Below are 12,405 nucleotides of genomic sequence, written 5' to 3'. Positions count from 1 at the left end.
ACAAAAAATAAGGAGTATATAATGAAACATTTGAAATGGATACAGCCGTTAGTAATGATTCTGATGTTAACATCACCTGTAATGGTTTTTGCTACAGGTCCGGGTTTTGACAATGATGTCAAAAACTGGAATGATGATGAGAACCACGACCAGGATGATGATAATTGTGATGATGATTATAACGAGATACCTCTCGATGGTGGCTTAAGTGTGCTGGCTGCAGCAGGTGCTGCGTATGGTATTAAGCGCGTACGCGACAAGAAGAAAAAATAACACTTTGTTATTGCAATAAGTTATTTGTGCCGTATAGGCATAAAGGTAAAAGGGCGCATATCTATGCCGCCCTTTTAGTGTTTTATATAAGTAACAGTATATTTTGCTATTTAAGGTCTGCTGCCTTTATTTCAGCGGTAAAGGTGTGCAACCTTTGCTTTTTGGTGGTCACTTTGCTCCAATTGCTGGCCTTGGTCAGGTCTTTGGTCACCATCTTATTGGTGTTGGATATGCCTTTTATGGAATCAATATATTCTCCGGCCTGGTAATCAGATTCAAAACTGCCGTCGGCCTTGCCCATGATCAGGATATCCCGGGTGTCGCCATTGTTGACGATCGCAGAACTGCTGCCCCTGCTGCTGTAATCGTAGTAGCTGGTAAATGTTATCTGTTCGCCGCTGTGGTTGATAACACGGTAAGTAATGGTTGTTCCTTTTTTACAACCTGCCAGGATCATAAGTGCAAAAACACCTGTTAGTATCTTTTTCATAACGTTCAGTACGGTAAATTACACAATTTCTTTCAATCCGATAAAAAAGCCCGGTTCCTTCATGAAGGAACCGGGCTTTACCTTGTTTATCTACTTTGTTTCCCTTTATTGCAGATCCAGCACCTTTATCTCAGAGGTATGCGCGCTGAAGTATCCCAGGGCTTTATTGGAAATATTTCCGGTTGGGTTGGATGGTGCTGCGGATTCAGAGCTGCCGTCAGCTTCTTCACGTTCCAAAAGGTACTCATACATTTGTCGGTCCAGGCATTGCATTTCAACGGTTACTATGTCACCGGGTTGCAGTTCTTCTTTTTCCTGCCCGTTGAAAAGAACGGCTTCCCTGTGTTTACCATCAATAAATTCATCAGACTCAATATATAACTCTCCGTCAGCTATGCCGTTCACATACCTGATAGCACGGTAGTAATTACCTGTGCCCACAGGGTCTCGGTAATAGACAGTAGGAAACAACTGGGGGCCGTCAAAGGTCATAACTTCTTTCTGGCCCAGTGAGTCGTAAGGTACTTTCACCGGCATCTTGCTTATGGCAGTGTATGTCTCTCCATCTATCATAACGGTAAGTGTATAGGTTCTGCCTTGCACACCCGGAGTGTTGGTAATGTATACCCCGGCTTCTTTCTCTTTTAATACTTCTTCATAGCCTGCGTCATCCTTCATGGTCACGATGGCACCGGACACTCCCGGGAAATTATTGTCCTTGTCGATATCAATGGTCCTCGTGACCTTTACTACATTGGGGCCTGTATTGTCTGCCAGGTTGGCTTCTATCACGATCTTTGGTTCTGTATTATCCAGGTTCACATCTATCACCTTCGTGCACGATGCGAATGTCATACCTGTAAGTGCTGCAATAGCTATATATCTCAGTTGTTTCATTGTTTAGAATTTGAAATTGTAAGTAATAGATGGTACTATGCCGAACAAGGATGTTTGCACTGCCTGTGTTTGCTGCAGATTGGTTTTGTTCTGTTGAAATTCTATTGAGTACGGGTTATACCTGTTATAGGCGTTATAGATAGAGAAGGCCCAGCTTGATTCCCTGCCACGTTTGGTCACTTTGGTATAAGTAGCCCCCAGGTCTAACCTATGGTAGGCAGGCATGCGCGAAGCGTTCCTGTCTGAGTAGTAGAAGTAGGTCTCGCCATCCAGCTCATATTTGGCAGCAGGGTAGGTTACAGCATTGCCTGTATTATACACCCATATGGCCGATATGGTCCAGTGCTTGTTCAGGTCGTACATACCTACTACTGATATGTCGTGTGTCCTGTCGTAACGTGATACGTACCAATCCCCGTTGTTGATGCCGTTTATCTTACGCTCCGTACGAGACAGTGTATAACCTATCCATCCGTTGAACCTGCCGTATTTTTTCTTGAAGAATAGTTCCAGTCCGTAGGCTCTGCCTACACCAAACAACAACTCGCTTTCTATCTTGGTGTTCACGTTCAGTTGAGCGCCGTTTTTATAGTCTATCTGGTTCTGCATGTCTTTGTAATACACCTCGGCAGAGAATTCGTAGTTATTGTCTTTGAAGTTGCGGTAGAAACCTAGTGAGTACTGGTCTACTATCTGCGGTTTTACGATTTTGCTGCTGGGTATCCACAAGTCTGTAGGATTGCCGGTATTCGAATTCGACATCAGGTGCAGGTATTGAGCGCCTCTTGAGTAACCCGCTTTGATCGAGGTTTTCTCATTCAGCAGGTAGTTGATGCTTACCCTTGGCTCAGGATTGTAGTACGTTTTGATAAATTCACCACTACTATAAATACTGCTGTCCGTTGTGTTGCCTTTCTCATCAAATTCGTAGAAAGTACCCTTGCCCAATAGTGAGAATGAGGAAACGCGCAGACCATAGTTCACGTGTATCTTATCAGTCACTTTCCAGTCGTCTGATGCAAAAACAGAGTTCTCCCATGCGTAACGTGTTTCCACATTAGTACTGTTTATCTGCGATTCATCACTTTTTGCTTGTATGTTGCCCGGCTCTATGGTGTGGTGTATGCTGTTGAAACCGAACTTTACGGTATGTTTTGTGTTGGGGTAATAAGTAAATTCCTGCTTCAGGTTCCAGTCTTGTATCTTCGATTTAATGTCAAAGTCGAAACCTGCGCTGGATATGCCGATGTTATAACGATAATCGCTGTATATCAGTGATGTGTTGGAGAAGAGCTTACTGTTCACAATATGACTCCAACGTGCAGTTCCGGTAGTGTTTCCCCAGTCAAAACCGAATACATTGTTGAAACCAAGCACGTCTTTCCCAAAGTAACCTGAAAGGAAAAGCCTGTTTTTGTCATTGATGGAATAATTCACTTTGGCGTTCAGATCGTAAAAATACAGTTGGCTGTTTTTCAGGTTGTCGTCGTTTGATGCCTTCAGGAACATATCTGCATAGGTCCTGCGTCCGGTCACCAGGAATGAGCTTTTGCCTTTTTGTATCGGACCCTCTACATTCAGCTTCGATGATATCAGCCCTATACCGCCACTCACATGGTAGTCCTGGTTATTACCCTCGTTCATTTGTATGTCCAATACAGATGATACCCTGCCACCAAACTCTGCGGGAATGCTGCCTTTATATACGGTCACATCTTTTATCGCGTCGGAGTTGAATGTAGAAAAGAAGCCCAGCAGGTGCGATGCATTATATACAGGAGCCTCATCCAGCAATATCAGGTTCTGGTCAGGGCCACCACCTCGAACGTAAAAGCCACTGTTACCATCACCGGCCGATGCAATACCCGGCATCAGTTGCATGGTCTTCAGTATGTCTTTCTCGCCCATGATAACAGGCAGTTTGTTGGCAGTTTTGATGTCCAGTTTCATCATACCCATTTCGCTGCGGGTAATATTGGCGTCATCGCGTTCGCTTTTTATCACTACCTCATCCAGCTTCTGCCCTTCATCGGCCATGGCAACGTTCTGTGTCAGGTTCTTGTCCAGTATTACTTTATATTCACTTAGCTGGTAACCCAGGTAGCTTACTGACAAGGTATGCTCACCGGCTGGTACGGTTATGGAGTAGAAACCATATTCGTTGGTAACGATTCCTGCTCCCTCTACATCATTTACTTTTACAATGGCGCCTATCAGCGTTTCGCCTGATGATTTGGCTTTGACGGTTCCGCTGACCGTGAATTTCTTTGTTTGTGCCTGTACTGCCATGCCTATCATAAGCACCATGGCCAGTAGCCTGAATCTGAGCATTTCTGGTTAATGTTTTTACTGATGTGATCTGTTTAGTTAAAGTATCACCCTGAACACAACTTCATAAGGTTTTACCCCTATGTATGGCATATTTTGTTATGTACGGGTGGTTACGGGTGCAAATAGAACGGAAAACAGCCGCCCCGGCAAAACATAATCGGCGAAGCGGAAGTTTTCAGCGGTAAAGCGTAAAATATAAGGGGTAAAATAAAAGTGGTACGTAAATTTACATACCATGTGATTTCTGATTATACTGATCTGGTACTACTTACTTCCCGCATACAACTCATATTCCAGTAGTCGGCAGTCAATCTTGCTGTTGTAAAACTCTATACGCCTGTTGGCTTTCAGTCCTATCTTTTTGGCCAGGTCCATATTGCCGGTGAAAATGTAGCCATGATAGCCCTTGCATTGTTGTTTCATAAAGTCGCCAATGAGCTTGTAGGTGGCTTCCAGTTCATCCATTTCGCCCAGTCGCTCACCATATTCGGGGTTGATATACACCACGCCGCCTTTGCCCTGTGGCACATGTGTGGCTGCAAAGTCTACTTTGTTAAATTCTATCATGTCGGCCACGCCGGCAGCGCGTGCGTTCTTGCTGGCATTGGCAATGGCCTGTGCGTCGTAGTCAGTAGCTATAATGCGCAATCCCGGCACGTCGTCCAGTATCTGATTCTCTAATTTGCCCCGCTCATCTAAATATACCTCCTCGTCATAACCCTGCAGGTGCATAAAACCATAATTGTCCCTGAATAGTCCCGGGCGGGTGTTGGTGGCTATAAGTGCAGCTTCTATGGCCAATGTGCCCGAACCACACATGGGGTTCACAAAGGGTGATTTCCTGTCCCACTTGCCTGCCAGTATTGTTGATGCTGCCAGGGCCTCGAGCATGGGGGCACGGCCCGGTATCTTACGGTAACCGTGGCGTGCTATACTGCTGCCCGATGTATCTATGAACAACTCCGCTTCATTCCCCTTCCAGAAAAGATGTATCACCGCACCTGACAGTTCTGCGCCGCTATTCGGGCGTTCGCCGGTTTTTTCCTGCATACGGTCTACAATGCCATCTTTCACACGCAGGTTGGCAAACATATTATTGTTGATGGTATCGTTGAACACATTGCTGGTAATGGAGAAATACCCGTTCTGTGGCAGTAGCTTTTCCCATGCATAGCTGTGTATGTTCTTATACACCATATCTGCGTCATAGGCCCTGAACTGTTTTAGACTATAAAGCACCTGGCTGGCACAGCGCAGGTTCAGGTTCAGCCGTATGCAGTCGTTCAGCGTACCCGTAGTGCGCACCCCGGTAATAAAGGTCTCCTCTATAGTAAATCCCAGTTCACGCACTTCCTGCTCCACGTACGGAGCCAGCCTCTTATTACAGGTAATGGTTATTGCACCTTTGGTATCGTATAATGACATAAGGAGCAAAGATAGTATTACAATAGGATAGGGGACGGGTATTTGGTGTTATTCAGATAATGATCAATGCTAAATATGATGAACATCATGGATTTTTACCCATACTTGCAGCAGCTTTGCTATAACTAAAATCTAAGGAGTATGTTATCCGGAAAAGATAAGGCAACCAGGTACACAACAGGTGCAATACTGCTCATAGTGGCTCTGAATGCTTTTGGTGGCGGCTGGTATGGCATGGCAGGTGCTGAAGCGGTGCCGGTTGAATGGTTGGAAGGCACTCCTTTCAAAAACTATTTTATTCCTGCACTTGTATTATTTACGGTGGTAGGTGGCAGCAGCCTCGTAGCGGCAATACTCAACTTTACAGGACGCAGTTTCAACAGAAGAGCCTCTTTTATGGCCGGCGGTACTATGTTGATATGGATAGCAGTGCAGGTGGCTATGATAGGATATGTAAGCTGGCTGCAACCGGCAATAGCTATTGCCGGTGTCCTTGTTATTGTACTGACTGCTTTTAGGGGCTCACTTAAACCTAAGACAACATCCGCGTCCACTGATACATCTGCACAATAATATCACGCCCTTCAGAATATCTTTGGCAGGAACATTCCTGATTGCTTGATATAGTTGCCATATTCTGGGAACTTATTTCTGAGCAGGCTTTCTTCGTACCGTGCCTTATATAAAAAGAGTATAAGTAACCCCACGCTCACACATAGCCGCAGTGTATTTTCAGAATAAGTTCCATAGCCGGATGTAAGCAACAAGATACCAGTGTAAATAGGATGGCGGATATATTTATATAAGCCCCGTGTGATGAGTACCCCATTGCTTTTAGGAGTTGGAAAGGCCGTCAGGTTGTTGTTTAATGTAATAATGGCGTAAATAATTATTATACCACCCAAAACAGAAACTGCCAGCCCCGAATAACGGATAGTGCTGTCAAAGTGCATATCCACTTCCGGTAAGCGAAACAGGTAGATAGATAACAGGAAAGCCTGTATGGACACTAAAACTATATCCCGGGGGGGCTTCATACCACTAATTTACAAATGTCTTTTGTTGGTTAGTTATCTGTTAGCTCATCTTTCCATTTACTTTTAACAAAAGGTGCGTATTCTTTTTCTGCTATCGTGTAGTTCATGCCAATATAACCAGCTCCTGATAGGTCACCCACATCGGTATAGGGCGGAAAATATATTACCAGGCAGCTCCCGTTATCGTCACAATCGCGGGTCGCAATATAGAATTGAAACACCAGGCTATGTGCGTCAAATGTATCAATCCTTTCTTTAGGCAGGAAAGTAAAATCTGCAAGAATAGTTTTTCGGATAACATCATATATGCCATCTTCAAAAAGGTCGTTGAAGTTTAGTTGTTTCCCGGTCTGCATATCAAAGTGGTAATATTCACTCCACCAGCTGCCATGTGCTGCTCCTGTCGCGTCAGCAGTGTAGTTATACGAGATGCATAAGTACTTATTGGTACTATCTTCTACACCAAAAAACTCCTCTATGTGTTCATGCCAGTCATCATCATCTTCTTCCTCTTTATCATCGGCTGACGTGATGCTTTGTATCACGCTGTCTGTAGGTACAAACTTGTTCTGCAGGAACTGGTTTATAGTCTTCAGAACATCTCGATGTTCCTCTCCCGTCAGCAAGGGGTAGCTTACCGTATTGTCGCTCTGCTTGTTGGCATAATGCAGCTCTTTCCGTTCAACCTTGTAGTAGTTCGACTGTCTAGGTTGACTGTAACAGGCCATGTCGGAGGTCAGTAATAACAGTAAAAGGAAATATTTCCGTACGGGTTCCACAATGTTAAATTACACAATACTGTAGAGTGGGTTACTTGTTTTTTTGTTAAAAGCCCCGGCTACTGCATATGACATAAAACGAAAAGCCACTCATTGAGTGGCTTTCTTTCGTCCTATATTTACCGGTTGGTAAACAGGTCTTTGAGGATAATAAATTTGCTTGTTTTGATAGAGTTATCTTATAGACTGGGTCTTGTTATGAACACGCACCCCAGGCTATAATGTTCCCCTGGTTCTCAGAACCATTGTCCCAGTCGGCTTTATTGGCGGTCCCCAGTATGAAGGTAAAATCTACCGGGGTGCCATGCCTTTCATAGGCTTGCAGCCCTGCCCTTGGTGTGATGCCACAGGCCGAGTTGCTGGATGATTTGGGGCTGGTCATGGCCATTTGAAAGACACCACCGTTAGCATCTGTCCACTCGCAAAATATCCTGTCGTTAGACTGTGATGTGAACGTTCCGCTGGCGCCGGGTTGTATTACTGTACCCGGGGTCAGGTTGTCCCAGGCTGAGTTGGAACATACGTCATTAGACTGTGAACATGTTACGGGTGTACTGAAAGGATTGGTGATCGTTACAGTTAATCTTGTTTCGCTCATAAAATCAGGTATTATTTTCCTACTCTGTTCTGTCGGCTTTTCAGATAACGCCTCCTGCTTTGCATACCCTGTGCAGGCCAGGCCCGTTTTTTTTGAGTGGTAACCGGTATCCACTGTTTGCAAACATTTTTCTGACAACACAAAGCTGCAAAATCAATTATGGCACCGGCACCGTTATATCACCGTCGAAAAACAGTATTTACACCTGGCACTGCCGGGTGTAAATACCACATTTAACAGTTTTGTCACAATAGTCCTGCACAGTTTCATGTAATATTGCTTGTATTCAACTGCTTGTTTATTAAGCTGTTATTGCGTTTATGAAAATGATCAAATGCCTGTTTGTCGCCTTATTGTTCACTCCATTGTTCAGCTATGCAGGGGAAGTAGTGGTTACTATCAAAAACCTGGAGAGCAACAAAGGCAGTATTCGCCTGCACGTATATACAGGTGAAGAGGACTTTCATAATAAAAAGCCATATAAGATACTCACCTACTCCAAGCAGAAAGAAACAAATGGTATCCTGGTGTTGCGCGTTACATTACCTGCGGGTGAGTATGGCATCTCCCTGTTAGACGATGAGAACAATAACAAACAGATGGACTATAACATAGTACACATGCCCAAAGAAGGCTTTGGGTTTTCCGATTACTACCATTCCGGTCTTAGCATGCCCCAATACAAAAATTTCAAATTCATTTTAGAAGAAGCAACACCTAAGAATGTGACGGTAAAAATGCGTTACCTCTGATCACTTCAATTTGTCGATTATGTCAAAAATACCTATATTTGTAATGTAGAGCTTCGGCTTTGGCCGTTCTTTGACATCGTGGAAACACTACAGAAAAGTGCGTATTGATCAACAACTGAGCTTACGAGTTCGTTAAGACTAAAACAATCATTATTCACTTAACAATACTTAACAAAATGCTATATCCCGATAGTTATCAGGGTTGATTCAGACAATTAGATTCAAAACAGTTATTATCAGGCAAAATTGGGAACAAAAAGAAACAAAATGACCCGTTCGCTGCCCGGAACATCAGCATCCCACCATAAATAACATAACTTTTTGGTTTACTGGCATTACCTTTGCACCCCTACCTCCGAACCATATCGTTTATTATATTTATACCAAGGATCAACAGATGAGGAAAATATTGATATTGTGTGCCCTTGCAATGGGCGTTATTTTGCAGTCGGCCTATGCACAGGCAGATAAAAAAGCAAAGGAAGTATTGGATGCTGCTTACAAGAAGATAAATAGCGCCAAAACAGTAAAAGCCGACTTCTCGCTGGAGCTGAAAGGTGGCGGCGTAGACGACAAGAAAAAAGGCACTTTTGTGATGAAAGGCCCGAAATACAGGGTAAATATAGCCGGGCAGGAGATCATTTGCGACAATAAAACCGTATGGACCTATATACAGGCTACCAACGAGGTGCAGGTTACGGAGTATAATCCTGACGCTCAGACCATTTCTCCTACCAAATTGTTCACCAACGGGTTTGTAGAAAAAGAATATAACTATAAGTATGCCGGCGAACGCAAAATTAACGGCAAGGTTTGCGATATTATCGAACTGACACCCAAAGATGCGGACAAGATGTTCACGAAAGTGCAGATGTCTGTAGATAAGTCTAATAACATCATGGGTGGCCAGGTATGGGAAAAGAATGGTAACACCTACCGTTACGACATCAGCAACTATGTTATCAATTCAAACACGGTAACAGACGCCACCTTCACCTTCGATGCAAAAAAGCATCCCGGTGTTGAGGTGATAGACCTGAGGTAAACCTGAAGAATGTTCGCGGGCAACCGCAGAGTATGTAACACAGGGCTGCCTTTCTTGGCGGCCCTGCTTTTTTATCTCACAACAATGTCATAAATATAGACTTGTCAATATATCACCCTTTTTGTCCGTCATAAAAGCCATAAATTGCAATACATCTCCAGGTTATGTTCAGAACTGTTTTTTATACAACGCTGGCTTGTTTAGCCGTATTTACATTGATAGCCATATCTCCTGGCTGCAAAAAAGAGAAGGCTGATAAAGTTACACCGGCAGGCGCAGGCTCTGATTTTGATATCAGCAGGATATGGGATTGTCATAACAACAGCAATCCTTTCCCTTCCCAGATAAATAAAAACCTGGAAGGTACATGGGTATGGATAAGTAGTAGTTGCTATTGGAATTACAGCGAGGTAATTGCTGCTGATAAACAGGTGGTACTTATATTTAAAGATGCCGGCAATTACCAGTTGTTCGAAAACGGAACTGTGGAATCAGAAGGCACATGGAAGTTGTCACAGATTGACAACAATACATGGGATATTGTAACTTCTGCAAAGTCGAAATACCTGCATGGGCACATACTTCTTTGTAATGATGAAGTAGTATTCTATTCCAGCTACCTGGATGGTTGCGATTATTATTTCAGGCGAAATTAGTAGGGGATGTTATAGACCCTGTTGTATCCACCATATTCCGGCCTCAATAATATCAGCATAGTTTACATAACCCGACCCGAGTATCATACTCCCCATGCCACTTGATGTAATCGTATGTGCTTCTTCCTTGCGTTGTAACGATGTGGTATGGATCATCTTGGTATTCTTGTCATTCTCAGACACTAAACGCTGGGCTACCTGGTCAGGGTCGCTGTCGTCAAATTCAGCTCTGGGTGCGCCCTGTAGGGGATATATAGCTACTAGCGAACCTTCATGTAATGCCTCTAACTGTTCTAGAGCGGTGATCTTAATCCACATATGTATAGTTCTTTACTGCAAATTAATAATTGTTTACGGATAACATGGACATATGACATAGGCCAATAACAATCGGTTAACCGCAGGGATAAAAGGTTGACTGGTAAACTTAAATGCGTTTTTAATCGTGATAAATAATCATCGGTCATTTTGTAATGAAAATACACATATATTTGCTCATCATTCTACGAACTATGGTGAATTAAGCATTCCGCCCGACGCGCCCGGGCGAGAAACATAGGATCTTCTGATGCAATGTGTGTTTCGCGTTGCAGTATTTCTATTATTTTACATACAATATATTGTTATCATGTTTCAACGTGTTCGTTCATCACGTATTATTAATATTATGCGGTTGTTGAAAACCGCTGTTGCCGGTGGAGAAAAAGAATTTACTACCGGCAGTATCGACAGGGCCATATTTATGTTGTCAGTTCCAATGATACTGGAAATGGCCATGGAGTCATTATTTGCCATCGTAGATGTATTCTTTGTAGCCCGGTTGGGAAAAGACGCTGTTGCTACGGTTGGACTTACAGAATCTATGTTGATGGTCGTTTATTCAATAGCATGGGGAATGAGTATGGGGGCGACATCGGTAGTAGCCCGCCGTACGGGGGAGAAGAATGCCGACGGCGCAGCGCATTCGGCCATGCAAGCCATTTACGTAGGTATAGCATTAAGCCTTTTGCTCAGTATATCAGGAGTGATATTTGCAAAAGACCTGCTGTTGATGATGGGGGGCAGCGAAGCACTTGTAGAAGCTAACTACAGGTATGCACAGATCATGTTGGGCAGCAATATTGTTATCATTATGTTGTTCCTGATCAATGGCGTCTTTCGTGGTGCTGGAGATGCGGCTATCGCTATGCGTTCGTTATGGCTGGCAAACGGATTGAATATTGTTCTATGCCCGTTGCTTATATATGGTTTTGGACCCATTCCGGGTATGGGTTTGAAAGGTGCTGCAATTGCAACTACTATAGGCCGGGGCACGGGTGTCTGCTACCAGCTATATCATTTGGCAAAAGGTAAGGGTATTCTGCGCATATTGCGCAGACACCTCTCTCCTGATGGGCCTTTAATGACACATGTATTGAAAATGGCTGCAGAGGTTACATCGCAATTCATGATAGCATCTGCCAGTTGGATATTCCTGGTGCGTATCATTGCTCATTTTGGCAACGAGGCCCTGGCGGGATATACGATAGGTATCCGTATTATCGCATTCACCATAATGCCGGCCTGGGGTATGGCCAATGCCGCCGCAACACTGGTAGGGCAGAACCTGGGCGCACAGCAACCCGACAGGGCTGAAAGATCAGCCTGGCGGTCAGCATTTTTCAATATGTTGTTCTTATGCTCAATAGCAATTGTATTCTTCGTTTTTGCAAGGCAATTGGTGTCCCTGTTTTCAACCGAGCCGGGAGTATTAAAGTATGGCATAGAGTGCCTGCGCTATATCTGTATGGGTTATATGTTCTACGGGTATGGGATGGTCATATCCCAGTCGTTTAACGGGGCAGGGGATACCCGTACCCCAACGATACTTAATCTATTGGGGTTCTGGGCTTTCCAGATACCATTGGCGTATACCTTGTCTATTGTTCTTGAACTGGGCCCTAAAGGTGTATTCTCAGCGGTAGCCATTGCTGAAAGTGCTATGGCTATAGCCGGTATAATGCTATTCAGACGCGGCAAGTGGAAATCAATAAAAGTGTAATAATAATACTCCTTCTCTATCCCGGAAGGAGTATTTAACTTTCCTGTCAGGTAAAAATAACAGTCTTGTTAGCAATTTGGT

General features: G+C 43.9%; 14 protein-coding genes. 6 read left to right on the top strand and 8 right to left on the bottom strand.

The genetic code is table 11. From position 1 onward, the window contains the following. Positions 1 to 21 precede the first annotated feature (21 nt). Positions 22 to 273, top strand: a complete 252-nt coding sequence (locus H6550_13560; GenBank protein ID MCB9047154.1) for a hypothetical protein — start codon at positions 22 to 24, stop codon at positions 271 to 273. A gap of 106 nt (positions 274 to 379) precedes the next feature. Here the strand turns inward: H6550_13560 and H6550_13555 are convergent, their stop codons facing one another. From H6550_13555 to H6550_13540, 4 genes are all read right to left on the bottom strand, one after another. Further along, complete coding sequence (locus H6550_13555; protein MCB9047153.1) at positions 380 to 763, bottom strand: hypothetical protein; 384 nt, start codon at positions 761 to 763, stop codon at positions 380 to 382. Between the two features lie 105 nt (positions 764 to 868). Beyond that, positions 869 to 1,660 carry a DUF4249 domain-containing protein gene (locus tag H6550_13550; GenBank protein MCB9047152.1) on the bottom strand — a complete coding sequence of 264 codons (792 nt, stop codon included), beginning with the start codon at positions 1,658 to 1,660 and terminating at the stop codon, positions 869 to 871. 3 nt (positions 1,661 to 1,663) lie between these two features. Next, positions 1,664 to 3,991, bottom strand: a complete 2,328-nt coding sequence (locus H6550_13545; protein MCB9047151.1) for a TonB-dependent receptor — start codon at positions 3,989 to 3,991, stop codon at positions 1,664 to 1,666. 264 nt (positions 3,992 to 4,255) lie between these two features. After that, entirely contained in the window at positions 4,256 to 5,416 is a 1,161-nt protein-coding gene (locus tag H6550_13540) for a class I SAM-dependent RNA methyltransferase (protein MCB9047150.1), read from the bottom strand. A gap of 141 nt (positions 5,417 to 5,557) precedes the next feature. Between H6550_13540 and H6550_13535 the strand changes: the two genes are divergently transcribed. Next, positions 5,558 to 5,989: a hypothetical protein gene (locus tag H6550_13535; protein MCB9047149.1), complete on the top strand. Its 432-nt coding sequence runs from the start codon at positions 5,558 to 5,560 to the stop codon at positions 5,987 to 5,989. Between the two features lie 11 nt (positions 5,990 to 6,000). Here H6550_13535 and H6550_13530 read toward each other — a convergent pair whose 3' ends face one another. The 3 genes from H6550_13530 to H6550_13520 form a co-directional block, all read right to left on the bottom strand. After that, positions 6,001 to 6,453 (bottom strand): isoprenylcysteine carboxylmethyltransferase family protein, encoded by a 453-nt coding sequence (locus tag H6550_13530; GenBank protein MCB9047148.1) that lies wholly within the window; start codon positions 6,451 to 6,453, stop codon positions 6,001 to 6,003. Positions 6,454 to 6,482: 29 nt separating this feature from the next. Continuing rightward, a complete protein-coding gene (locus tag H6550_13525; protein MCB9047147.1) occupies positions 6,483 to 7,181 on the bottom strand; it encodes a hypothetical protein in 699 nt (232 codons plus the stop codon). A 247-nt stretch (positions 7,182 to 7,428) separates the two neighbouring features. Then, positions 7,429 to 7,944 (bottom strand): hypothetical protein, encoded by a 516-nt coding sequence (locus tag H6550_13520; GenBank protein ID MCB9047146.1) that lies wholly within the window; start codon positions 7,942 to 7,944, stop codon positions 7,429 to 7,431. 206 nt (positions 7,945 to 8,150) lie between these two features. Here H6550_13520 and H6550_13515 point away from each other — a divergent pair, with 206 nt between their 5' ends. The 3 genes from H6550_13515 to H6550_13505 all read left to right on the top strand — a co-directional run bounded on the left by H6550_13515 (position 8,151) and on the right by H6550_13505 (position 10,283). Next, positions 8,151 to 8,582 carry a DUF2141 domain-containing protein gene (locus H6550_13515; GenBank protein MCB9047145.1) on the top strand — a complete coding sequence of 144 codons (432 nt, stop codon included), beginning with the start codon at positions 8,151 to 8,153 and terminating at the stop codon, positions 8,580 to 8,582. A 397-nt stretch (positions 8,583 to 8,979) separates the two neighbouring features. Continuing rightward, positions 8,980 to 9,627: an outer membrane lipoprotein carrier protein LolA gene (locus tag H6550_13510; protein ID MCB9047144.1), complete on the top strand. Its 648-nt coding sequence runs from the start codon at positions 8,980 to 8,982 to the stop codon at positions 9,625 to 9,627. Between the two features lie 164 nt (positions 9,628 to 9,791). Continuing rightward, positions 9,792 to 10,283 carry a hypothetical protein gene (locus H6550_13505; protein MCB9047143.1) on the top strand — a complete coding sequence of 164 codons (492 nt, stop codon included), beginning with the start codon at positions 9,792 to 9,794 and terminating at the stop codon, positions 10,281 to 10,283. Between the two features lie 9 nt (positions 10,284 to 10,292). On the opposite strand, the gene H6550_13500 is transcribed toward H6550_13505, so the two are convergent. Continuing rightward, positions 10,293 to 10,601: a hypothetical protein gene (locus tag H6550_13500; GenBank protein ID MCB9047142.1), complete on the bottom strand. Its 309-nt coding sequence runs from the start codon at positions 10,599 to 10,601 to the stop codon at positions 10,293 to 10,295. 349 nt (positions 10,602 to 10,950) lie between these two features. Here H6550_13500 and H6550_13495 point away from each other — a divergent pair, with 349 nt between their 5' ends. Continuing rightward, on the top strand, positions 10,951 to 12,324 hold the full coding sequence (locus H6550_13495; protein MCB9047141.1) for an MATE family efflux transporter: 1,374 nt from the start codon (positions 10,951 to 10,953) through the stop codon (positions 12,322 to 12,324). Positions 12,325 to 12,405: the final 81 nt, after the last annotated feature.

This window comes from Chitinophagales bacterium (assembly GCA_020636495.1).
GTDB lineage: Bacteria > Bacteroidota > Bacteroidia > Chitinophagales > Chitinophagaceae > UBA5543.
The sequence above is the reverse complement of the archived record's forward strand: the minus strand, read 5'-3'. Positions and strand labels throughout refer to the sequence as shown.

Coding starts and splice junctions, on each gene's coding strand:
- H6550_13500 (MCB9047142.1), bottom strand. CDS start 10,601: ATGTGGATTAAGATCACCGCTCTAGAACAGTTAGAGGCATTACATGAA.
- H6550_13535 (MCB9047149.1), top strand. CDS start 5,558: ATGTTATCCGGAAAAGATAAGGCAACCAGGTACACAACAGGTGCAATA.
- H6550_13540 (MCB9047150.1), bottom strand. CDS start 5,416: ATGTCATTATACGATACCAAAGGTGCAATAACCATTACCTGTAATAAG.
- H6550_13530 (MCB9047148.1), bottom strand. CDS start 6,453: ATGAAGCCCCCCCGGGATATAGTTTTAGTGTCCATACAGGCTTTCCTG.
- H6550_13495 (MCB9047141.1), top strand. CDS start 10,951: ATGCGGTTGTTGAAAACCGCTGTTGCCGGTGGAGAAAAAGAATTTACT.
- H6550_13505 (MCB9047143.1), top strand. CDS start 9,792: ATGTTCAGAACTGTTTTTTATACAACGCTGGCTTGTTTAGCCGTATTT.
- H6550_13545 (MCB9047151.1), bottom strand. CDS start 3,991: ATGCTCAGATTCAGGCTACTGGCCATGGTGCTTATGATAGGCATGGCA.
- H6550_13515 (MCB9047145.1), top strand. CDS start 8,151: ATGAAAATGATCAAATGCCTGTTTGTCGCCTTATTGTTCACTCCATTG.
- H6550_13510 (MCB9047144.1), top strand. CDS start 8,980: ATGAGGAAAATATTGATATTGTGTGCCCTTGCAATGGGCGTTATTTTG.
- H6550_13550 (MCB9047152.1), bottom strand. CDS start 1,660: ATGAAACAACTGAGATATATAGCTATTGCAGCACTTACAGGTATGACA.
- H6550_13555 (MCB9047153.1), bottom strand. CDS start 763: ATGAAAAAGATACTAACAGGTGTTTTTGCACTTATGATCCTGGCAGGT.
- H6550_13525 (MCB9047147.1), bottom strand. CDS start 7,181: ATGGCCTGTTACAGTCAACCTAGACAGTCGAACTACTACAAGGTTGAA.
- H6550_13560 (MCB9047154.1), top strand. CDS start 22: ATGAAACATTTGAAATGGATACAGCCGTTAGTAATGATTCTGATGTTA.